The 22951-nt window shown below is 52.7% G+C and carries 20 protein-coding genes; 13 read left to right on the top strand and 7 right to left on the bottom strand.

Annotated elements, in window-relative coordinates; translation table 11 throughout:
- Positions 1-65 precede the first annotated feature (65 nt).
- Positions 66-773 (top strand): aspartate/glutamate racemase, encoded by a 708-nt coding sequence (locus tag ACLJXE_RS18820; RefSeq protein WP_410751675.1) that lies wholly within the window; start codon positions 66-68, stop codon positions 771-773.
- Here ACLJXE_RS18820 and ACLJXE_RS18825 read toward each other — a convergent pair.
- Positions 745-1680 carry a LysR family transcriptional regulator gene (locus ACLJXE_RS18825; protein ID WP_410751676.1) on the bottom strand — a complete coding sequence of 312 codons (936 nt, stop codon included), beginning with the start codon at positions 1678-1680 and terminating at the stop codon, positions 745-747. The two genes, ACLJXE_RS18820 and ACLJXE_RS18825, sit on opposite strands and share 29 nt — an antisense overlap.
- A 117-nt stretch (positions 1681-1797) precedes the next feature.
- Here ACLJXE_RS18825 and lysA point away from each other — a divergent pair, with 117 nt between their 5' ends.
- Positions 1798-3054 carry a diaminopimelate decarboxylase gene (lysA, locus tag ACLJXE_RS18830; protein ID WP_410751677.1) on the top strand — a complete coding sequence of 419 codons (1257 nt, stop codon included), beginning with the start codon at positions 1798-1800 and terminating at the stop codon, positions 3052-3054.
- 91 nt (positions 3055-3145) lie between these two features.
- On the opposite strand, the gene ACLJXE_RS18835 is transcribed toward lysA, so the two are convergent.
- Positions 3146-4147: a LacI family DNA-binding transcriptional regulator gene (locus ACLJXE_RS18835; RefSeq protein ID WP_410751717.1), complete on the bottom strand. Its 1002-nt coding sequence runs from the start codon at positions 4145-4147 to the stop codon at positions 3146-3148.
- A 22-nt stretch (positions 4148-4169) separates the two neighbouring features.
- Complete coding sequence (gene galR / locus ACLJXE_RS18840; protein WP_410751678.1) at positions 4170-5198, bottom strand: HTH-type transcriptional regulator GalR; 1029 nt, start codon at positions 5196-5198, stop codon at positions 4170-4172.
- Between the two features lie 597 nt (positions 5199-5795).
- Between galR and aas the strand changes: the two genes are divergently transcribed.
- Positions 5796-7955 (top strand): bifunctional acyl-ACP--phospholipid O-acyltransferase/long-chain-fatty-acid--ACP ligase, encoded by a 2160-nt coding sequence (aas, locus tag ACLJXE_RS18845; RefSeq protein WP_410751679.1) that lies wholly within the window; start codon positions 5796-5798, stop codon positions 7953-7955.
- A complete protein-coding gene (gene lplT, locus ACLJXE_RS18850) occupies positions 7948-9141 on the top strand; it encodes a lysophospholipid transporter LplT (RefSeq protein ID WP_410751680.1) in 1194 nt (397 codons plus the stop codon). The genes aas and lplT overlap by 8 nt, the downstream gene beginning before the upstream one ends.
- A gap of 91 nt (positions 9142-9232) precedes the next feature.
- On the opposite strand, the gene ACLJXE_RS18855 is transcribed toward lplT, so the two are convergent.
- The 4 genes from ACLJXE_RS18855 to mutH all read right to left on the bottom strand — a co-directional run bounded on the left by ACLJXE_RS18855 (position 9233) and on the right by mutH (position 12228).
- A complete protein-coding gene (locus tag ACLJXE_RS18855; RefSeq protein ID WP_410751681.1) occupies positions 9233-10273 on the bottom strand; it encodes an NADP(H)-dependent aldo-keto reductase in 1041 nt (346 codons plus the stop codon).
- 107 nt (positions 10274-10380) lie between these two features.
- Positions 10381-10599 (bottom strand): lipoprotein YgdR, encoded by a 219-nt coding sequence (gene ygdR / locus ACLJXE_RS18860; RefSeq protein ID WP_005123410.1) that lies wholly within the window; start codon positions 10597-10599, stop codon positions 10381-10383.
- Between the two features lie 145 nt (positions 10600-10744).
- Positions 10745-11458 carry a TerC family protein gene (locus tag ACLJXE_RS18865; RefSeq protein WP_040232169.1) on the bottom strand — a complete coding sequence of 238 codons (714 nt, stop codon included), beginning with the start codon at positions 11456-11458 and terminating at the stop codon, positions 10745-10747.
- 74 nt (positions 11459-11532) lie between these two features.
- On the bottom strand, positions 11533-12228 hold the full coding sequence (gene mutH / locus ACLJXE_RS18870) for a DNA mismatch repair endonuclease MutH (RefSeq protein ID WP_410751682.1): 696 nt from the start codon (positions 12226-12228) through the stop codon (positions 11533-11535).
- A 684-nt stretch (positions 12229-12912) separates the two neighbouring features.
- Between mutH and rppH the strand changes: the two genes are divergently transcribed.
- From rppH to recC, 9 genes are all read left to right on the top strand, one after another.
- A complete protein-coding gene (rppH, locus tag ACLJXE_RS18875; RefSeq protein WP_003825602.1) occupies positions 12913-13443 on the top strand; it encodes an RNA pyrophosphohydrolase in 531 nt (176 codons plus the stop codon).
- A 12-nt stretch (positions 13444-13455) separates the two neighbouring features.
- A complete protein-coding gene (gene ptsP, locus ACLJXE_RS18880) occupies positions 13456-15702 on the top strand; it encodes a phosphoenolpyruvate--protein phosphotransferase (RefSeq protein WP_410751683.1) in 2247 nt (748 codons plus the stop codon).
- Between the two features lie 190 nt (positions 15703-15892).
- The gene (gene lgt / locus ACLJXE_RS18885; protein WP_048213109.1) at positions 15893-16768 is read left to right on the top strand and encodes a prolipoprotein diacylglyceryl transferase; all 876 of its coding nucleotides are present in this window, start codon (positions 15893-15895) and stop codon (positions 16766-16768) included.
- Between the two features lie 6 nt (positions 16769-16774).
- Positions 16775-17569, top strand: coding sequence for a thymidylate synthase (thyA, locus tag ACLJXE_RS18890; protein WP_005123418.1), 795 nt, complete (start codon positions 16775-16777; stop codon positions 17567-17569).
- Positions 17570-17753: 184 nt separating this feature from the next.
- The gene (locus tag ACLJXE_RS18895; RefSeq protein WP_410751684.1) at positions 17754-18224 is read left to right on the top strand and encodes a prepilin peptidase-dependent protein; all 471 of its coding nucleotides are present in this window, start codon (positions 17754-17756) and stop codon (positions 18222-18224) included.
- The gene (locus ACLJXE_RS18900; protein ID WP_410751685.1) at positions 18215-18778 is read left to right on the top strand and encodes a prepilin peptidase-dependent protein; all 564 of its coding nucleotides are present in this window, start codon (positions 18215-18217) and stop codon (positions 18776-18778) included. The genes ACLJXE_RS18895 and ACLJXE_RS18900 overlap by 10 nt, the downstream gene beginning before the upstream one ends.
- Positions 18775-19182 (top strand): DUF2509 family protein, encoded by a 408-nt coding sequence (locus tag ACLJXE_RS18905; protein WP_410751686.1) that lies wholly within the window; start codon positions 18775-18777, stop codon positions 19180-19182. Before ACLJXE_RS18900 ends, ACLJXE_RS18905 begins: the two co-directional genes overlap by 4 nt.
- Positions 19167-19490 carry a prepilin-type N-terminal cleavage/methylation domain-containing protein gene (locus ACLJXE_RS18910; RefSeq protein ID WP_410751687.1) on the top strand — a complete coding sequence of 108 codons (324 nt, stop codon included), beginning with the start codon at positions 19167-19169 and terminating at the stop codon, positions 19488-19490. The genes ACLJXE_RS18905 and ACLJXE_RS18910 overlap by 16 nt, the downstream gene beginning before the upstream one ends.
- Before the next feature lie 12 nt (positions 19491-19502).
- On the top strand, positions 19503-22871 hold the full coding sequence (recC, locus tag ACLJXE_RS18915; protein ID WP_410751688.1) for an exodeoxyribonuclease V subunit gamma: 3369 nt from the start codon (positions 19503-19505) through the stop codon (positions 22869-22871).
- Positions 22872-22951 lie beyond the last annotated feature (80 nt).

A 22951-nucleotide genomic window follows, 5' to 3' on the forward strand; every position in this document is an offset into this window, starting at 1 on the left:
ACAGATGTGGAAAGTTGATCACATCTTTGATTCACTGGGAGGACAACCACGAATAAGGACAAATAATGAAAACGATCGGTCTGTTAGGCGGAATGAGCTGGGAATCCACTATTCCCTATTATCGTCTGATTAATGAAGGGGTTAAGCAGAGTCTGGGCGGTCTGCATTCTGCGAAAATTCTGCTGCACAGCGTCGATTTCCATGAGATTGAAGCTTGTCAGTCGAACGGTGACTGGCTGCGGGCAGGGGAGATCCTGGCGCAGGCTGCGGTGGGGTTACAGCAAGCGGGTGCTGAGGGGATTGTGCTGTGTACCAACACCATGCATAAAGTGGCCGAGGCCATTGAAACGGCCTGCGATGTCCCGTTTTTGCACATTGCCGATGCAACAGGGCGGGCCATACAACAGCAGAAGATGAGTAACGTCGCGCTGTTGGGCACGCGTTACACTATGGAACAGGATTTCTATCGTGGGCGTTTACAGACCGAATTTGGCATTAGCACGCTAATCCCTGACGCTAACGACCGACAGAAAATAAACCAGATTATTTTCGAAGAACTGTGCCTTGGTGAATTTAGCGAAACTTCCCGCGAGTATTACCTGAAGGTGATTGAGCGACTGGCTCGTCAGGGGGCACAAGGGGTGATCTTCGGCTGCACCGAAATTGGCCTGCTGGTTCCCACCGAAATGAGCCCGTTGCCGGTGTTCGATACCGCGGCGATCCATGCGCAGGATGCCGTGACGTTTATGCTTTCACCTGAGACTGCAAAATAGCATCCAGCGGATCGGTAAGCCGGTGGAGATGGGCCTGTAAATGTGCCGTAAAAGCATCAACCAGCGCGGATGCCGGGCGATGCAATGGATGAATGAGGCTGACGGTAAAAGGCACCGAAACACTAAAACGGCGGATTGCAATCCCGCTGCCTGCGTAATCCAGGGCGGTCAGCGGGTTCACTACTGAGATCCCCACGCCGGCACGTACCATCGCACAAATTGATGCGGCACTGTGCGTTTCTATTACCATTCGGCGCTTGACCTGATGATCATTAAACAGGGTATCCAGCAACTGGCGATAGCTGTCGGTGCGCGACAGGCTGATATAGTTTTCCCCCTGGAAATCTTGCGGTGTTAATACGGCTTTCCCGGTTAGCGGATGTCCCTGCGGCAGTACGCAAACTTCATCCAGCGACAGTAATTCAGTGCGTTTAGTCCCGGCGGGGGTATGCAGGGTCTCTGTTAACCCGAGATCATGACGTTGTGCTGATAGCCACTCCTCCAGCAACGGTGACTCCTGCGGCACAATCTGAATGTTAACCTGTGGGTAGCGGGTGAGGAAGGGTTGCAGCAACGGGGGTAAAAAGGACTGTGAGAACACTGGCAGGCAGACAATCGACAACTCACCCTGACGAAATTCACGCAGGCTTTCGGCGGCGCTGACGATCCGGTCCAGGCCATACCAGGATCGCTGCACCTCTTCAAACAGGCGTAGACCTTGCACTGTAGGATGCAGCCGGCCTCGCGTACGTTCGAACAGTGTTAACCCCAAAACTTTTTCAAATCTTGCCAGTTCGCGACTGACGGTAGGCTGCGACGTATGCAGCATCCGTGCGGCTTCCGTCAGATTGCCTGCTGTCATAATGGCGTGAAAAATTTCAATGTGGCGTAAGTTAACGGCGGGCATTGGCGATCCTCAAATAAACATCCCATATCATTTTTGCATAGACTCGCGATAAAACGATATTTTTTATTCTCTTCGTGCTGTGGCGTAATCATAAAAAAGTCAATACCGGAGCACACCATGCCACGTCCACTCAACAGCACTGATACTGACCTGACCGCGGATAACCTGCTGCGTCTACCCGCCGAATTCGGCTGTCCGGTATGGGTTTACGATGCGCAGATTATCCGCGCGCAGATAGCCAAACTGAGTCAGTTTGATGTGGTGCGTTTTGCCCAAAAGGCCTGCTCGAATATTCATATTTTGCGTCTGATGCGTGAGCAGGGCGTGAAGGTGGATTCAGTCTCGCTTGGTGAGATTGAACGTGCGCTGGTGGCAGGTTTCGAGCCGGGGAACGATGAGATCGTCTTTACCGCCGATATGATTGACCAGGCGACACTGGCCCGGGTGCATGAGCTACGTATTCCAGTAAATGCCGGGTCGGTTGATATGCTGGAACAGCTGGGTCAGGTTTCGCCAGGGCATCGTGTATGGCTGCGCGTCAACCCAGGTTTTGGTCACGGGCACAGCCAGAAAACCAATACCGGCGGCGAGAACAGCAAGCACGGTATCTGGTACACCTCACTTCCGGCGGCGCTGGAGGTTATTCAGCGTTATCAGCTGAAACTGGTGGGCATTCACATGCATATAGGTTCCGGTGTGGACTACGGCCATCTGGAGCAAGTGTGTGGCGCGATGGTGCGTCAGGTTGTTGAATTAGGTCAGGATCTGGACGCTATATCTGCGGGCGGAGGTTTGTCGATCCCGTATCGCGAAGGAGAAGAGGCGATCAACACCGATCACTACTTTGGTTTGTGGAGCGCGGCACGCGATCAAATCGCCAAACATTTGGGGCATCCGGTGAAGCTTGAGATCGAGCCAGGACGCTTTCTGGTAGCGGAAGCGGGTGTTCTGGTGGCGCAAGTGCGCAGTGTGAAAGAGATGGGCAGTCGTCACTTCGTGTTGATCGACGCTGGCTTTAACGATCTGATGCGGCCAGCAATGTACGGCAGCTATCACCATATCTCCGCACTGGCCGGGGATGGCCGCTCGCTGGAAAATGCGGCGCAGATTGAGACGGTGGTTGCCGGTCCGCTCTGCGAATCGGGCGATGTTTTTACCCAACAGGAAGGTGGCAAAGTCGAAACCCGTCTATTACCTGCGGTAGTGCCGGGAGATTATCTGGTATTGCATGATACCGGTGCGTATGGCGCGTCGATGTCATCGAACTACAATAGTCGCCCGCTGCTACCGGAAGTGCTGTTTGATAACGGCGTGGCGCGATTGATTCGTCGTCGTCAGACCATTGAAGAGCTGTTAGCGCTGGAGCTTATCTGATTGCAGGCCTGATGGCGCTGCACGTATTGGGCCTGTGGAGTCAGTAGGCCGGATAAGGCGCTTGCGCCGCCATCCGGCATCTGATTACGAATTACTTATAATACGGCCCTGCCGTCACCGATTCCCGCAACACCAGCGTGCCCGTAAACGGTGGAATGGGGTCTACATTTTCGTCATTAGCCAGACGAATAGCCTGATCGATTGCCGTGGTTATCATGGTATCAATCGGCAGATAGACAGTAGAGAGTCCTGGCTCCAGCCATTTCGCGCTGGGCGCATCATCAAAACCAAACAACGAAACGTCCTCGGGGATCTTGAGTCCAGCCTGATGTAATGCTTTTGATGCACCTAACGCCATGTCATCGTTACAGGCGAACAGCGCACTGAATATTACCCCTTCATCCAACAGTTCACGACAGGCTTCATAGCCCCTGGTCATCGTTGAATCGCCGTATTTGACCCTGGTGGGTTCCCAGGGAATACCGTTTTTTTCCAGCGCTTTACGATATCCCATCAACCGAGATTTACCGGTTGGCGTATGGCCGGGTACAGTGATGCAGGCAATATCACGATGTCCTTGCGAGATGAGGTAATCGACTGCCTGAAACGCCGCGTCTTCCTGTTCAAAGAAAATCGCGCGGTCGCGAGCCTGGCTGACGTCGCGGTTAATGACCAGCAATGGCATATCAATGCGGGTCATCAGCGACATAATCGCTTTTTCGCTCATGTAGCGGGTGTAGAGAATAATGGCGTCGCACTGTCGGTCGGCCAACATTTGAACGGCTTCCTGCTCACGCTCTGGTGTGTCATGGCCGTCGGTGACAATCAGCTGTTTGCCGTGAGACTCCGTCTGGCGCGATGCCTGTTGCAGCAAACGACCAAAGTAGAATCCATCAAATGTAGACACCACTAAACCAATGCTGTTGCTGGTGCGGTTTGCCAGTGAGCGCGCTAAAAAATTAGGCCGATAATCTAATGCCTGCATGGCTTTGAAGACTTTCTGGCGCGTGCTTTCTTTAACCTGCCCCGTACCATTAAGTACGCGTGAAACGGTCGCTTTCGATACGCCAGCATGTCGTGAAACGTCTAACATCGTTGTCATGACGTAATCCTGATTAATCGTTTGACGAAGAATTTCCCGGCTCTGTCAGCGCCGAAACGGAATGCCGACGTACCAGCGTTGGGTTAAAGACGTGAGTGATATCCGGGATCGGGCGTTTTTCGGCCAGCGCCAGCGCCAGCTCGGCGGCCTGGGTTGCCATCGTCACGATCGGGTAGCGTACCGTCGTCAGCCGTGGACGCACGTAGCGTGAAACCAGTACATCATCGAAACCAATTAGCGAGATTTCGCCCGGTACATCAATGCTATTATCGTTTAACACACCCATCGCGCCCGCCGCCATTGAGTCGTTATAACAGGCGATAGCCGTGAAGTTTTTGCCGCGCCCAAGCAGCTCAGTCATTGCCTGCTCGCCGCCGCTTTCATCGGGCTCGCCAAACGTGACCAGTCGATCGTTGACCGGAATATTGCTTTCCGCCAGCGCGTCGTAATAGCCTTGCAAACGGTCTTCCGCATCTGAAATGCTGTGGTTGGAACACAGATAACCGATGCGCGTATGGCCCTGCTGAATAAGATGACGGGTTGCCAGCCAGGCACCGTAACGATCGTCCAGCGCAACGCAGCGTTGTTCGAATCCCGGTAAGATTCGGTTGATCAGTACCATACCGGGGATTTGTTTCATCAATGATGCCAGCTCAGCATCCGGGATAATTTTAGCGTGAACCACGAGGGCCGCGCAGCGGTGGCGAATAAGCTGCTCAATCGCCTGACGTTCCTTTTGCTCGTTGTGGTAGCCGTTGCCAATCAGTAAAAAATTACCGGTGTTATAGGCCACCTGCTCGACAGCTTTAACCATTGCCCCAAAGAATGGATCGGACACATCACCTACGACCAGACCGACGGTTTCAGTAGATTGTTGTGCCAGCGCACGTGCGTTGGCGTTGGGGTGGTAGCTGAGTGATTCCATTGCACTCGTTACGGCCAGACGCGATGCTTCGCTGGCTTTGGGGGAGTCATTGATCACTCGAGAAACGGTGGCGACTGATACACCAGCTAGTCGGGCTACATCCTTTATGGTCGCCATGATAGTACCTGTTGTGGGTAAACGCTTACATCCCGCCAGTGTTACGGAAAACGGCTGTCTGTTCAAGCAGATTGCCCGTCAGGAGGTCGCAAATGTGAGCGGACACGAGCGAAGTAAGACAGAAAAGTGAAAATGAAAACCTTTGCTTACACTTTGCGATGTGCTGTTGCGATTGTTCGCTGGTGAGGGGAGAGAGCGGATTGATAGAGTTGAGATCCCAGAGGTATTGATAGGTGAAATCAACTTTCGGGTTGATCACATGATTTACACCAGCCTGCGCAGATGCGCAGGTTTTTTTTTGCGTTCAGCGTATCTGTAACAGTAACCGATAATTTACACAACTCGTTGCACTTGGGTTCATTCCTTTGCGTTTTCCAACTGGCGGAACGGCGCGGTGACGACCACAATCAAGATCCCAGAGGTATTGATTGGTGAGATTATTCGGTACGCACTTCGTACCTGTCTCTTGCACCGACCTGCGCGGATGCGCAGGTTTTTTTTCGGAGTTTACTCACCACTTACCTGTCGCGCCCACCCCCCAACTCGTATAATCTGCCACCATTCATCTTTAGATAATCGATGGTACAGGGAGTTGAGATGCTATTCGGGTTTTTTCGTAATTTGTTTCGCGTGCTTTTCCGCGTTCGCCTTACGGGTGATGTCAGTGCGCTACGGGGAGAACGCGTCTTAATCACTCCCAATCATGTCTCTTTTATCGATGGTATGCTGCTGGCGCTGTTCTTACCTATTCGCCCGGTTTTTGCGGTTTACACCTCGATCAGCCAGCAATGGTACATGCGCTGGCTCACTCCGCTGATTGATTTCGTACCGTTAGACCCAACCAAACCAATGTCAATTAAACATCTGGTACGTCTGGTTGAGCAGGGCCGTCCGGTGGTTATCTTCCCCGAAGGGCGTATTTCGACCACCGGTTCGTTGATGAAAATCTATGACGGTGCCGGATTTGTCGCTGCGAAATCGGGCGCGACGGTGGTGCCTGTACGCATTGAGGGAGCGGAACTGAGCTATTTCAGCCGCCTGAAAGGTCTGGTTAAACGGCGCTTCTTCCCGCGCATTCAGTTGCACATCCTGCCTCCTACCAGGCTACCGATGCCGGAAGCGCCGCGTGCACGCGAGCGTCGTAAGATCGCCGGTGAAATGCTGCACCAGATTATGATGGAAGCGCGCATGGCCGTGCGACCGCGTGAAACGTTATATGAATCTTTGCTGGCGGCGAAATACCGTTTTGGCGCCGGCAAAAACTGCATTGAAGACGTTAATTTTATCCCGGACAGCTACCGTAAGCTGCTGACCAAAACGCTGTTTGTCGCACGCATTTTGGAAAAGTACAGCGTAGAAGGCGAGAAGATTGGCCTGATGCTGCCGAACGCGGGGATCAGCGCCGCCGTGATTTTTGGTGCCATTGCCCGTCGACGTATTCCGGCGATGATGAACTACACGGCGGGCGTGAAAGGATTAACCAGCGCCATTACCGCCTCCGAAATCAAAACTATTTTTACCTCCCGCCAGTTTCTCGACAAAGGTAAGCTCTGGCATCTGCCGGAACAACTCACCCAGGTGCGCTGGGTGTACCTGGAAGACCTGAAGGCCGATGTGACCTTTGGCGATAAGCTGTGGATTTTTTCACATCTGCTGGCTCCGCACCTGGCACAGGTGAAACAGCAGCCTGAAGAAGCGGCGGTGATCCTCTTTACCTCCGGCTCGGAAGGCCACCCGAAAGGCGTGGTGCACAGCCACAAAAGTATTCTGGCGAACGTCGAGCAAATTAAAACTATTGCCGACTTTACTGCTGACGATCGCTTTATGTCAGCGCTGCCGCTGTTCCACTCTTTTGGCCTGACGGTGGGGCTGTTCACGCCGTTGCTGACTGGTGCAGAAGTTTTTCTCTATCCCAGCCCGCTGCATTATCGCATCGTGCCGGAACTGGTTTACGACCGTAATTGCACCGTGCTGTTTGGCACCTCAACGTTCCTCGGCAATTATGCGCGGTTTGCTCATCCCTATGATTTCCACCGTCTGCGCTATGTAGTGGCGGGTGCTGAAAAACTGCAAGACAGCACGAAGCAGTTGTGGCAGGAAAAATTCGGTCTCCGCGTGCTTGAAGGCTATGGGGTGACGGAGTGCGCACCTGTGGTGTCGATTAATGTACCAATGGCGGCGAAATCGGGAACGGTAGGGCGCATTTTGCCTGGTATGGATGCCCGACTGCTAGCGGTTCCTGGTATTGAAGATGGTGGGCGTTTACAGCTGAAAGGCCCTAATATTATGAGCGGCTATCTGCGTGTCGAAAAGCCGGGGGTACTGGAAGTCCCAACCGCAGAAAATGCGCAGGGTCAGATAGAACACGGCTGGTACGACACCGGCGATGTTGTGCGCTTTGATGAAAATGGCTTTGTACAGATTCAGGGGCGTGCCAAGCGCTTTGCCAAAATCGCCGGTGAGATGGTGTCACTGGAAATGGTTGAACAGCTGGCGCTGGCGGTATCTGCTGACAAAATGCATGCCACAGCTATCAAGAGCGATGCCAATAAAGGGGAAGCGCTGGTGCTGTTTACTACCGACAGCGAGCTGACCCGTGAAAAATTACTCCAGTATGCGCGCATCCACGGCATTCCAGAGCTTGCCGTACCGCGTGATATCCGCCACCTGAAACAACTCCCTCTGCTCGGCAGCGGTAAGCCAGATTTTGTCACACTGAAAAGTTGGGTCGATGAACCGGAAAAACAACATGCGTGAGTCAGCACACACTAGCACTTCAATCTGGTCAAAAGGGATGATGTCCGTTATCGCCGCGCAGTTTTTGTCAGCGTTTGGCGATAACGCGTTGTTGTTTGCTACCCTGGCTTTGCTCAAGGCGCAGTTCTACCCGGACTGGAGCCAGCCAATCCTGCAAATGGTGTTTGTGGGTGCTTACATTCTGTTTGCTCCTTTTGTCGGGCAGGTCGCGGACAGCTTTGCGAAAGGCAGAGTGATGATGTTTGCCAACGGTCTCAAGCTACTGGGGGCGGCGAGTATCTGTTTCGGCTTGAACCCGTTTCTGGGGTATACGCTGGTGGGTATTGGCGCAGCAGCTTATTCTCCGGCCAAGTATGGCATCCTGGGGGAGCTGACGACCGGCGACAAACTGGTGAAAGCGAATGGTCTGATGGAGGCGTCAACCATTGCCGCTATTTTGCTGGGTTCTGTTGCAGGCGGTGTGCTGGCCGACTGGCATGTCATTGCTGCGCTTTCCGCTTGCGCACTGGCCTATGCGGGGGCTGTGGTGGCTAACCTGTTTATCCCTAAACTTGCCGCGGCTCGCCCCGGTCAGTCGTGGCATCTGGGGAAAATGACACGGCGCTTTTTCTGCGCAGCGTCTTCGCTGTGGCGCAACGGCGAAACACGTTTCTCGTTGGTAGGAACCAGCCTGTTTTGGGGCGCGGGCGTCACACTGCGTTTTCTTCTGGTGTTGTGGGTGCCGGTTGCGCTGGGCATTACCGATAACGCCACACCTACCTATCTTAACGCTATGGTGGCTATCGGGATTGTTGTGGGTGCCGGTGCGGCAGCAAAACTGGTGACGCTGGAAACGGTGTCGCGCTGTATGCCCGCGGGGATACTGATCGGCGTGGTAGTCCTGATCTTCTCGCTCCAGCATGCGCTGTTGCCGGCCTATGCCTTACTGATGCTTATCGGCGTGTTGGGCGGTTTTTTTGTCGTACCATTGAATGCGTTGTTACAGGAGCGAGGCAAAAAAAGCGTGGGGGCTGGCAACGCTATTGCGGTGCAAAACCTGGGTGAAAACAGCGCGATGTTGCTGATGCTCGGTATCTACTCACTGGCGGTGTTGGTGGGTATTCCAGCGGTAGCCATTGGCGCTGGATTTGGCGCTCTGTTTGCCCTGGCGATTACGGCGCTGTGGATCTGGCAGCGCCGCCGGTAACATTGCCGGATGACGACGCAAGCGTCTTATCAGGCCTACAGGAAGAACAATTTGTAGACCTGATAAGCGCAGCGCCATCAGGTACTAAAAATTACGGTGCAGGATAGGTATACACCTGATGCACCGCTTCAATCTCCGTCAGTACTTCTTCACTCAACTCCAGATACAGGCTTTCAACGTTGGTTTTTAGCTGCTCCATCGTCGTTGCGCCCAGCAGTGTGCTGGCGACAAACGGCTGACGACGAACAAAGGCCAGCGCCATCTGTGCAGGATCGAGGTTATGGCGTTTGGCGATATCCACATAGGCCGCTACCGCTTTTTGCGTTTGCTCGCTACTGTAGCGCGTAAAACGGCTAAACAGCGTATTGCGCGCGCCCGCAGGTTTCGCACCGTTCAGGTATTTACCGGTTAAGGTGCCAAAACCAAGGCACGAGTAGGCCAGTAGCTCAACGCCTTCATACTGGCTCACTTCGGCCAGTCCAACTTCAAAGCTGCGGTTTAGCAGGCTGTACGGGTTCTGGATAGTGGCGATACGCGGCAGGTCATGCTTGTCTGCCAGGTGCAGGTAACGCATTACGCCAAATGCCGTTTCGTTGGAAACACCGATGTAACGAATCTTACCTGCACGCTGAAACTCTGCCAGCGCATCCAGCGTATCCAGCAGGGAAACGACCGGGGCAGAGTCCGTCCAGCTATATCCCAGCTTACCAAAGCAGTTTGTCGGACGCTGCGGCCAGTGGACCTGATAGAGATCGAGATAATCGGTCTGCAGTCTTTTCAGACTGTCGTGCAGTGCCTCGCGGATGTTTTTACGATCCAGCGCCTGATTCGGTCGAATACCGCTGTCATTGTTACGCGCCGGGCCGCTGACTTTAGAGGCAACGATCAGTTTTTCGCGGCTGCCGTGTTTGGCGAGCCAGTTGCCCACGTAGGTTTCGGTGAGTCCCTGGGTTTCTGGGCGAGGCGGTACCGGATACATCTCGGCAACGTCGATTAAATTTATGCCTTGTGCAACGGCATAGTCGAGCTGTGCATGTGCGTCGGCTTCGCTGTTTTGTTCACCAAACGTCATTGTGCCCAGCCCCAGTGTACTGACTTCCAGCGAGCTGTGGGGTATACGGTGATATTGCATAGCCGTTTCCTTTTTATAATCACGACATAAGGATTATAAAAATGGCTGAGGGAAGGGAAAAAGGGAAGCAAAATTGTTAAGGCCAGCAGCGTGGCTGACCTTAACCATCAACGCTCAATGATTTGAGAGACTTCGTCGCGGTTAATTTGCATCGCATTGCCTTGCTGATCGTGATAACTCACCAGACCGGTATCATCGTCAATTTCTGGTTTACCATCGGTCAGGATCATTCGACCATCTTTTGTTGCCATCACATAATCACTGCTGCATCCGGAAACGGCAAAAGCCAGCCCGACGGCGGAAATTAAAACTGCCCATTTTTTCATCTGCTTATCCTCACATGGCCTGCGTCTGACACTCGTTTAGTAATAACGCGAAGTTGTGCAGGGCGAAAGCAGTAAAATCTTAATCTGTGAGAGAAGGAAGGTGCCGGGGAGTATTCGCTCCCCATGCGGGGAGCGATAGTGTTTGTCAGAGCGGATTTTTTTTATTGCGCCACAGGTTCAGGGTCTCTACCGCGATAGAGAAGAACATAGCGAAGTAAATGTATCCTTTCGGCACATGGACATCGAAGCTTTCCAGAATCAGCGTGAAGCCAACCAGTATCAGGAAAGAGAGTGCCAGCATTTTTACCGAAGGGTGACGATCAACAAATTCACCGATTGGGCGGGCTGCAAACATCATTACACCCACGGCAATCACGACGGCTGCCATCATAATAAACAGATGATCGGACAAACCTACTGCGGTGATTACTGAGTCCAGACTGAAGATAATATCCAACAGCATGATCTGCACAATCGCGCCGAGAAAAGAGGAGACCCGGGTTTTCAGCCCTTCCTCTTCACCCTCAATGGATTCGTGGATCTCTTTACTCGCTTTCCAGATCAGGAACAACCCGCCGAGCAGAAGGATCAGATCGCGCGCCGAAATTGCCTCGCCAAACAGTTCGAATAACGGGTTAGTGAGCCGCGTTACCCAGGCGATGGATGCCAGCAGCGCCAGACGCATCACCATCGCCGCCGCCAGCCCGATTCGTCGGGCATGATTGCGTTGTGCTGTTGGGAGTTTTGCTACAACCAGAGAAAGGAAAATAATATTGTCGATCCCGAGAACGATCTCCAGCAGCGTCAGCGTACCGAGCGCCAGCCAGGCGTTAGGATCGGTTATCCATGCAAATAACATCGAACAAAGTCCTGCCAAAAAAAAGAAGCGGTAATTATAGGCGCGTAACGCGACGGGCGAAAGGTCAGGGTGTGTTATTGAGCCTGGATTAGAAAATGCCGTTCCAGCAGTGCGCGCGTGAAGTTCTTTTTCAGGTAAAACCCGCGTGGCAGAGTCAGGATCGGTTCACCATGGGCACCGATAGCCTCGGTAAGCGCCCGGGCGTTGGCGGCTTTTGGGCGTAGTTGTAAAACTTCACCATGACGGGCGGTGATACGTTCGACGTGCCCTAACACAATCATGTCCATTAACTCTTCCCAGTCCAGACGCAACTGTCGATCTTCCTCTTCATTCGGACTCCACAACAGCGGGGAGCCAACGCGACGTTCAGCCACAGGGATGCTGCGTTCACCTTCTACAGGCACCCACAACACGCGTTTAAGCTTGTGTCGAACATGGCTGGTTTCCCAGGTCACGCCGGTATTGCCGGTTAATGGTGCCACGCAGACAAAGGTCGTTTCCAACGGTCTGCCAAGGCTATCCACTGGGATTGTTTTTAACTCCACCCCCAGCGCGGCAAAATCCTGCTCCGGTTTACTCCCCGCACTGGCCCCAAGCCAAATTTCCAGCAACACGCCAATCCAGCCTTTGTCCCGCTTCAGATCCTTGGGCGCGACGAGTCCTGCCATCGCCGCCAGTTCTCCCAGCGTGTAGCCCGAAAGTTGCCGTGCCTGGTGCAGCAACTGGGCTTCGGATTCAGGAGGAGAAAGCAATGGATGGAGTTCTGGCATCAGGTTTACCCTTGGGTTAAAAAATGAGCAATGATTTTATACCGTGTGGACAGAGTTTATCTTTTTCCACATGCTTTATCCAATTGCATGATTTATATTGGTTTTTATATTTTGATGTAGAACGTTGCGCAACAGAAAACCGGGTTTTCCAATTCTGGTCACTGACAATGAACAGGATCTTACACCATGTTATCCACAGAAAGATGGGATAACTGTGAAAAACCCCCACTACTGTTTCAATTTACAGCCTTGACGTGCGACGAAAATCGAATTTTCACACAAATTGTGCCTAACTTATTGGCATAATCTGTGGATAAAACCAACGCTGGTCGATCTTTCATCAGCCCGAAGATCGTATGCGTGATGTACATCACATTTCTGCATGTTTAGCTACAGCTTTTGATTTTAACTTAATGAATATATAAGACTATTTTTGTTATGTGACGGATGTCTTATTCAGACTGTTCCGGGTTTTCCCATAGTAATTCCGTACTTCTTCACAACTATATCCACAGAAAAGGTGAATAAAATCGCCTATGTAGCGTATCTTCTGTTTATAACTCGGCCCTTTGCTGTGAGTTATTCAATTGTTATTAGATTATCTCGCCCTTAACAGAGTGGTTTACCGCCCCTCTGGAGTGTGAAACAATCGTTTGTATATAAGGTTTATGTTGAGGTAGTCCGGTGATTGATGACGATGGCTACCGCCCGAATGTAGGGATAGTAATTTGTAACCGCCAGGGGCAGGTCATGTGGGCCCGGCGATTTGGTCAGCACTCCTGGCAATTCCCGCAAGGCGGGATAAATGCAGGAGAGACAGCAGAGCAGGCGATGTACCGGGAACTCTTTGAAGAAGTCGGTCTGAGTCGTAAAGATGTACGGATCCTTGCTTCTACTCGTAACTGGTTGCGTTACAAGTTACCGAAACGTTTGGTGCGTTGGGACACAAAGCCGGTTTGTATCGGCCAGAAACAAAAATGGTTTCTTCTGCAGTTGGTCAGCAGTGATGCTGAAATCAATATGCAAACCAGCAGTACACCTGAGTTCGACGGCTGGCGCTGGGTGAGTTACTGGTATCCGGTTCGACAGGTGGTGTCATTTAAACGCGATGTCTATCGCAGGGTGATGAAAGAATTCGCAAGTGTTGTGATGGCGCTTCAGGAGAGCACTCCTAAGCCGCAAAGCGCACCTGCGTACAGACGTAAAAGAGGTTAAGCTACGCAAATTATGCTCACCCGCCTGCGCGAAATAGTCGAAAAGGTAGCCAGTGCCCCACGTCTCAATGAGGCGTTGAATATTCTGGTTACTGACATCTGTCTTGCGATGGATACAGAGGTCTGCTCGGTCTACCTGGCCGATCACGACCGACGCTGTTATTACCTGATGGCGACCCGAGGACTTAAAAAACCACGCGGTCGCACTGTTGCACTGGCGTTTGATGAAGGGATCGTTGGCCTGGTTGGCAGGCTGGCGGAACCCATCAATCTCGCCGATGCGCAAAAACACCCCAGCTTTAAATATATTCCTTCGGTGAAAGAAGAACGTTTTCGTGCGTTCTTAGGCGTACCGATCATCCAGCGGCGTCAGTTATTAGGCGTCCTGGTGGTACAGCAACGTGAGTTGCGCCAGTACGACGAAAGCGAAGAATCTTTTCTGGTCACGCTTGCCACACAAATGGCCGCTATTCTGTCTCAGTCGCAGTTAACCGCGCTATTTGGGCAATACCGGCAAACGCGTATCCGCGCGTTGCCTGCAGCACCCGGTGTGGCGATCGCTGAAGGCTGGCAGGATGCCACGCTGCCGCTGATGGAGCAGGTGTATCAGGCTTCAACGTTGGATCCGGTGCTTGAGCGTGAACGTCTGACTGGCGCACTGGAAGAAGCCGCGAATGAATTTCGCCGCTACAGCAAGCGCTTCGCTGCGGGAGCACAGAAAGAAACGGCGGCGATCTTCGATCTTTACTCGCACCTGCTCTCCGATACCCGTCTGCGCCGTGAGTTGTTTGCGGAAGTGGATAACGGCTCGGTGGCCGAGTGGGCGGTTAAAACGATCATCGAAAAGTTTGCCGAACAGTTTGCCGCGCTAAGTGATAACTATCTCAAAGAACGCGCCGGGGATTTGCGTGCGTTGGGGCAGCGTCTGCTGTTCCATCTTGATGACGCGATCCAGGGACCGAACGCCTGGCCGGAACGTTTCGTGCTGGTGGCGGATGAGCTGTCTGCTACTACGTTGGCGGAACTTCCCCAGGATAGGTTGGTAGGGGTTGTCGTCAGGGATGGTGCCGCCAACTCTCACGCGGCGATTATGGTACGTGCGCTGGGCATTCCTACCGTGATGGGGGCCGATATCCAGCCGTCTGTGTTGCACCGCCGCACGTTGGTGGTGGATGGTTATCGCGGCGAAGTGCTGGTCGATCCTGAACCGGTATTGATCCAGGAATATCAGCGTCTCATCAGTGAAGAGATCGAACTGAGCCGCCTCGCGGAAGATGATGTTAATCAACCGGCACAGTTGAAAAGCGGCGAGCGCGTGAAGGTGATGCTCAACGCGGGGCTAAGCCCGGAACATGAAGAGAAGCTGGGTAGCCGAATTGACGGCATCGGGCTGTATCGCACCGAAATCCCGTTTATGCTGCAAAGCGGCTTTCCATCTGAAGAAGAGCAGGTTGCGCAGTATCAGGGCATGCTACAGATGTTTAACGATAAGCCCGTAACTTTGCGTACGCTGGATGTCGGGGCCGATAAACAACTGCCGTACATGCCCATCAGTGAAGAGAATCCATGCCTTGGCTGGCGGGGGATCCGCATAACGCTCGATCAACCGGAGATCTTTTTGATCCAGGTTCGCGCCATGCTGCGTGCGAATGCGGCAACCGGAAACCTGAGCATTTTACTGCCGATGGTGACCAGTATTGATGAAGTGGATGAAGCGCGACGCCTGATAGAACGTGCCGGACGCGAAGTGGAAGAGATGATCGGCTACGAGATCCCGAAACCACGCATTGGCATCATGCTGGAAGTCCCGTCGATGGTGTTTATGCTGCCGCATCTGGCAAACAGGATCGATTTTATCTCGGTTGGGACCAACGACCTGACCCAGTATATTTTGGCTGTTGATCGGAACAACACGCGCGTTGCCAGTATTTATGACAGCCTGCATCCGGGGATGTTACGTGCGCTGGCAATGATTGCCCAGGAGGCGGAGAAAAGCGGCATCGACTTGCGATTGTGTGGTGAAATGGCGGGGGACCCGATGTGTGTCACCATTCTCATTGGACTTGGTTTCCGTCATTTATCGATGAACGGGCGTTCTGTAGCACGCGTGAAATACCTGCTGCGCCATATCGACTTTGACGAAGCGCAAACGCTGGCGCAGCGCAGCCTGGAAGCGCAACTGGCGACGGAAGTACGTCATCAGGTGGCGGCCTTTATGGAGCGCCGTGGCATGGGGGGATTGATTCGCGGAGGATTGTAGGCCTGATAAGCGTAGCGCCATCAGGCAATACGGAGGGTAAAGATTACCTATACAGATCTTTTACATCTTCCCGGCATCCGCTGCGATCCCCTTGTGCTATCATTCGCACCTTTGGAGCGCCTGCATTATGCAGGCGCGCTTATCAATTGCTGTCTGACTTCAGCGAAATAACAAGAACTTGTGGTGACAGATGACCAGTAGCTATCTGCATTTTCCGGATTTCGATCCGGTCATTTTCTCAATTGGACCCGTCGCGCTTCACTGGTACGGCATGATGTACCTGGTGGGGTTTATTTTCGCGATGTGGCTGGCGACGCGCCGGGCTAATCGCCCGGGCAGTGGCTGGACCAAAAACGAAGTAGAAAACTTACTTTATGCAGGCTTCCTCGGGGTTTTCCTCGGCGGGCGTATTGGCTACGTGCTGTTCTATAACTTCCCGCTGTTCCTTGATAACCCGCTGTATCTGTTCCGCGTCTGGGACGGGGGCATGTCCTTCCATGGCGGGCTTATCGGGGTGATCCTGGTGATGATTATCTTCGCCAAACGCACCAAGCGTACATTCTTCCAGGTCTCTGATTTTATTGCTCCACTGATTCCGTTTGGTCTGGGCGCAGGCCGTCTGGGTAACTTTATTAACGGTGAACTGTGGGGACGCGTTGACCCGAACTTCAAGTATGCCATGTTGTTCCCCGGCTCCCGCACTGAAGATATTTTATTGCTGCAAACCAACCCGCAGTGGCAGTCTATTTTTGACACATACGGCTCTTTGCCGCGCCATGCCTCACAGCTTTATGAGATGGCGCTGGAAGGGGTTGTGCTGTTTATCATTCTTAACCTGTTTATTCGCAAACCCCGTCCGATGGGCTCGGTTTCCGGTCTGTTCCTGATTGGCTATGGCGCATTTCGTATTATCGTCGAATTCTTCCGCCAGCCGGATGCACAGTTTACCGGCACATGGGTCCAGTACATCAGCATGGGGCAGATCCTGTCTATCCCGATGATTGTCGCAGGTATTATTATGATGGTCTGGGCGTATCGTCGCAGCCCGCAGCAACACGTTTCCTGAGGAACCATGAAACAGTATTTAGAACTGATGCAAAAAGTGCTGGATGAAGGCACACAGAAAAACGACCGCACCGGAACCGGAACGCTTTCCATTTTTGGTCATCAGATGCGTTTTAATCTGCAGGAAGGGTTTCCGCTGGTTACGACTAAACGCTGCCATTTACGCTCGATCATTCATGAGCTGTTGTGGTTTTTGCAGGGCGACACCAACGTTGCCTACCTGCATGAAAACAACGTCTCAATCTGGGATGAATGGGCAGATGAGAACGGTAATTTAGGTCCGGTGTACGGCAAACAGTGGCGTGCATGGCCAACACCGGATGGCCGTCATATTGACCAGATCACGACAGTGTTGAACCAGTTGAAAAACGACCCGGATTCCCGTCGTATTATCGTTTCCGCCTGGAACGTAGGTGAACTGGATAAGATGGCGCTGGCACCGTGCCACGCGTTTTTCCAGTTCTACGTGGCGGATGGCAAACTCTCTTGCCAACTGTATCAGCGTTCATGCGATGTCTTCCTCGGTCTGCCGTTCAACATCGCCAGCTACGCCTTACTGGTTCACATGATGGCGCAGCAGTGCGATCTTGAAGTCGGTGATTTTGTCTGGACAGGCGGCGACACGCACCTGTACAGCAACCATATGGATCAAACACATCTGCAGCTTAGCCGTGAGCCACGCGCACTGCCGAAGCTGGTTATCAAACGTAAGCCAGATTCCATTTTCGACTATCGTTTCGACGACTTCGAAATTGAGGGTTACGATCCGCATCCTGGCATTAAAGCACCGGTCGCTATCTGATCGGGGCTAATCCTGTCACAACCGGCGCCTTACGCGTCGGTTTTTTTTTGCCTTACATTCCATTCTGTGGCGCTGATTCCTGAAATTTTGCAACGTGATGCAATGCGATAAATATTCTCCGTAGCTTGCCGAAGAAGCTGAATTTCCCCCTCGTTATTAATTTCTCTCACGCCATACTGGCGACATGAAAAAACAACAAGGCTACACGCTTCTCGAAACTCTGATTGCGATGCTGATTGTCGCGGCGCTTGGCGCATCGGGGTTGTACGGTTGGCAGCACTGGCAACAACAGCAACGGTTATGGCAAACAGCCAGTCAGGTGCGGGACTATTTGCTGCAACTGCGTGAAGATGCCAACTGGCATAATCGCGACCATGTCATCAACGTGCTCCGTGAAGGGGGAGCATGGTGCCTGGCAAGCTCAGCGACGTCACAAACTTCGTGTCAGCCTGATTCACCGTTGATATTTACGCCACTCTGGGTTGATGTCGAGATGGCAGAGATAACACCGTCACTGGCTTTTTTTGGCCTACGTAATACAGCGTGGGCCGGGCATATCTACCTGAAGAATGCTGCAGGTGAATGGCGTGTGGTGGTGTCTGGTTGGGGACGAATCAGGCTTTGCGAACGCGGTGAGGCAGATCAATGTCGGTAAGTGAACGTGGCTTTTCACTGCTTGAGGTGCTTATCGCTATGGTGATAAGCAGCATTTTACTCCTCAGCGCTGCGCGATTTTTACCTGCGCTGCAGCGAGAGATTTTGCATAACACTCGTCAGCTAGTGCTTGAAGATGAGCTCTGGCAGCGGATCTATACCGTGGCGAAGCATCTCCAGCGGGCTGGTTATTGTCGGGGAAACTGTATCGGAGAAGGGCTGATGATATCAGCCGCGGGAGACTGTGTGATTGCACGCTGGGATGCCAACAGCAACGGTGTCTGGGAAGATATTCCGGCAAAGGAGGCCGATGTCGTTGGATTTCGTGTTCAAGATAAGGTGCTGGAAACCTTGCGTGGCGCAACAACCTGCGTGGGAAAAGGTTGGGATAAAATGACCGACCCGGATTCGATTCAGATTGAGGTATTTCAGGTGGAGCGCCTGAATATCAGCGGATTTGCGCCAGTGCTTTCGTTGCACCTGCGCGGGAGAAGCAACGCCAGGCCTCAAAAGGTCATTGATGTAGTCTATGACGTCACAGGATTCAACCTGTGAACCGCGAGCGAGGTGTTTCATCGCTTGCAATGGTACTTTTACTCCTGGTACTCGGCAGTCTGTTGCTGCAAGGCGTGAGACGACAGGAGGCGAGTTTTGCGTCGCGGGTGGCAACGGAAAGCCAGTCGCTACAACATCAGGCAATGGTGCAATCCGCCATGGAATGGGCACGTATGCAGTCCTGGAACTTGCAGATGGCAACACAGTGTCGACGCTATTCCACGCAGGGCGCGACAGTCTGCCTGCGTGTGATCGACGACGATCTTGTCCTGCTTATTGCGCAATATGAAGGTATATCGCTATGGCGTCAGGGGATGATTATCGAGGGTACTCTCGAATTCTCAGCGCATGGCTGGAGCGATTTCTGTCCGTTAAAGGTGCAGGCGTTATGTCTGATCCCCTGAACAGACAGCGTGGTTTTAGCCTGCCGGAAGTGATGTTGGCAATGGTGCTGATGATTATGATCGTGACAGCACTATCTGGGTATCAGCGGGCGCTAATGAACAGTTTTTTAGTCCGAAGCCAGTACCAACAATTGTGGCATCACGCATGGCAACAAACACAGTTGCATGTGTTTTCACCACCTTTAAACTGGCAAATTAACCGAATGCAGACAACGGTAGCGGGATGTGTCAGCATCGATGTTAAAATTACTTCCCCTCTGGGCAGGCAGGGTCAGATGACACGACTGCACTGCCCAAATCGTCAGTAGTCAGGAGTTGCTATGTTAAGGGTCTACCACTCCAATCGTCTGGATGTGCTGGAAGCGTTGATGGAATATATCGTTGAGCGCGAGCGGCTGGACGACCCCTTTGAGCCCGAGATGATCCTGGTTCAAAGCACCGGTATGGCGCAGTGGTTGCAAATGACTCTGGCACAGAAGTTTGGTATTGCCGCTAACATTGATTTCCCGCTGCCAGCGAGTTTTATCTGGGATATGTTTGTCCGCGTATTGCCGGACATCCCAAAAGAGAGCGCATTCAGCAAACAGAGCATGAGCTGGAAGCTGATGACACTGCTACCCCAATTGCTGGATAACGATGATTTCGCACTGCTACGCCACTATCTCACCGACGACACAGACAAACGTAAGCTGTTTCAGCTTTCATCACGCGCCGCGGATTTGTTCGACCAGTATTTAGTCTACCGTCCGGAATGGCTGACGCAGTGGGAGGCTGGGCAGCAGGTGGAAGGGTTAGGGGACGCTCAGGCCTGGCAAGCGCCATTGTGGAAAGCACTGGTGGAATACACGGCAGAACTGGGACAGCCACGCTGGCATCGTGCCAATTTATATCAGCGGTTCATTAAGACCCTGGAAAGTATGTCTGACTGCCCGCAGGGGCTGCCTTCGCGCGTCTTTATTTGTGGTATCTCCGCGCTACCGCCCGTGTATCTGCAGGCATTACAAGCGCTGGGTAAGCACATTGATATTCATCTGCTTTTTACCAATCCCTGTCGTTATTACTGGGGGGATATTAAAGATCCCGCTTATCTGGCAAAGCTGTTGGCGCGTCAGCGTCGGCATAGCTTTGAAGAACGACATTTACCGCTGTTTCGCGATAGTCAGAATGCTGAAGGACTGTTTAACAGCGACGGCGAGCAGGATGTGGGCAACCCTATGCTGGCCTCATGGGGCAAACTGGGTCGCGATTATATTTACCTGCTCTCAGAGCTGGAAACCAGCCAGGAGCTGGACGCGTTTGTCGATATTACCCCCGACAACCTGCTGCACAATATCCAGTCGGATATCCTCGAACTGCAAAGCAGGGCGGTGGCGGGTGTTAATCTGGAAGAATATTCTCGCAGCGACAATAAACGACGGCTTGAGCCGAATGATACCAGCGTGACTTTTCACGTCTGTCATAGCCCGCAACGCGAAGTGGAAATTCTCCACGACCGGCTGCTGGCGATGCTGGAGGCGGACCCAGCGCTCACTCCGCGTGACATCATCGTGATGGTGGCGGATATCGATAGCTACAGTCCATTTATTCAGGCGGTGTTTGGCAGCGCGCCAGCCGAACGTTACCTGCCGTATGCGATTTCCGACCGTCGTGCGCGTCAGTCTCATCCCGTCTTACAGGCGTTTATTAGCCTGCTTTCGCTACCGGACAGCCGCTTTGTCTCGGAGGATGTGCTGGCATTACTGGATGTGCCAGTGCTGGCTGCGCGTTTCAACATCAATGAAGAAGGGTTGCGCTATCTTCGTTTGTGGGTCAATGAGTCTGGAATTCGCTGGGGCATTGATGACGACAACGTGCGCGAACTCGCGCTTCCCCCAACTGGCCAGCATACCTGGCAATTTGGTTTAACACGTATGCTGCTGGGCTATGCGATGGAAAGCGCACAGGGTGAGTGGCAGTCGGTATTGCCCTATGATGAGTCCAGTGGCTTGATTGCCGAGTTAGTTGGGCATTTGGCCTCGCTGCTCATGCAGCTTAATCTCTGGCGCCGGGAGCTGGCCGTAGAGCGTCCGCTGGAGGCGTGGCTGCCTGTTTGTCGCGAAATGCTGAATGATTTCTTCCTGCCGGATGCTGATACCGAAGCCGCGATGACGCTGATTGAACAGCAGTGGCAGGCCATTATTGGCGAAGGTTTGGGAGCCGAGTATGACGGTGCCATACCGCTTTCGTTGTTGCGTGATGAGCTGGCACAGCGACTCGATCAGGAACGAATCAGCCAGCGTTTCCTGGCTGGGCCTGTCAATATCTGTACGCTGATGCCGATGCGCTCCATTCCTTTCAAGGTGGTGTGTCTGCTTGGTATGAACGATGGCGTTTACCCGCGCCAGCTTGCGCCGCTGGGCTTTGATCTTATGAGCCAAAAACCGAGGCGTGGCGACCGAAGCCGCCGTGATGATGACCGCTATCTGTTCCTGGAAGCGCTGATTTCGGCGCAGCAAACGCTTTATATCAGCTATATCGGCCGCTCAATCCAGGATAACAGTGAGCGCTTCCCGTCGGTGCTGGTGCAGGAACTTATGGATTACATTGGGCAAAGCCACTATTTGCCGGGCGATGAATTACTCACTAGCGATCAAAGTGAAGCGAAAGTAAAAGCACACATTACCCGTTTACATACCCGTATGCCCTTTGATGCACAAAACTATCTGCCAGGTGAGCAGCAAAGTTATGCGCGCGAGTGGTTGCCAGCGGCAAGCCTGTCAGGCAAAGCGCACACGGATTTTGTCCAGCCGCTCCCCTTTGAAATGCCTGAAACCCTGACGCTGGAAACGCTGCAACGCTTTTGGGCTCATCCGGTGCGGGCGTTTTTCCAGATGCGCCTGAGGGTAAATTTCCGTTCTGAAGAGAGCGAGATCCCGGAAACTGAACCCTTTATCCTTGAAGGACTCAGTCGCTATCAGCTTAATCAGCAGTTGCTTAACACGCTGGTCGAAGAACACGATGCTGAACGTTTGTTCCGCCGCTTCCGTGCTGCGGGGTCGCTTCCCTATGGTGCATTTGGTGAAATTCTCTGGGATACACAACACCAGGAGATGCAGTCGCTGGCTGAGCGCATTATTGCCTGCCGCCAGCCCAGCCAGAGCATGGAAATTGACCTGACCTGTAATGGTGTACAAATTACGGGTTGGCTCCCGCAGGTACAAGAAGACGGATTGTTGCGCTGGCGCCCATCTTTGATAAGCGTTTCGCAGGGTGTGCAACTTTGGCTGGAACATCTTGTCTATTGTGCCAGTGGCGGCACGGGAGAAAGCCGGTTGTTCTTACGCAAAGACGGCGAGTGGCGTTTCCCTCCACTGGAGGCTGAACAGGCGTTACAGTATCTGTCGCAACTTATTGAGGGATATCGGGAAGGCATGTCATCACCGCTACTGGTATTACCGGAAAGTGGTGGGGCGTGGATAAAAACCTGTTATGACGCCGTAAATGATGCCATGTTAGATGACGATGATACGTTGCAAAAAGCGCGCAGTAAGTTTTTGCAGGCCTATGACGGCAACATGATGGTACGCGGTGAAGGTGATGATATTTGGTATCAACGCCTGTGGCGTCAACTGGAACCTGAAACTCTGGAGACGATTGTTTTACAGTCTCAGCGTTATCTGTTACCGATTTTTCGATTTAATCAGTCGTGATGATTGTATAAAAATTGCGCAATTTGATCGCTTCCACTATGATGCGCTTTCTGTCACGGACTGATTCTTACAATAGAGAA

It is taken from the genome of Citrobacter sp. U14242, from assembly GCF_046555775.1.
In the GTDB taxonomy this organism is placed as follows: domain Bacteria; phylum Pseudomonadota; class Gammaproteobacteria; order Enterobacterales; family Enterobacteriaceae; genus Citrobacter.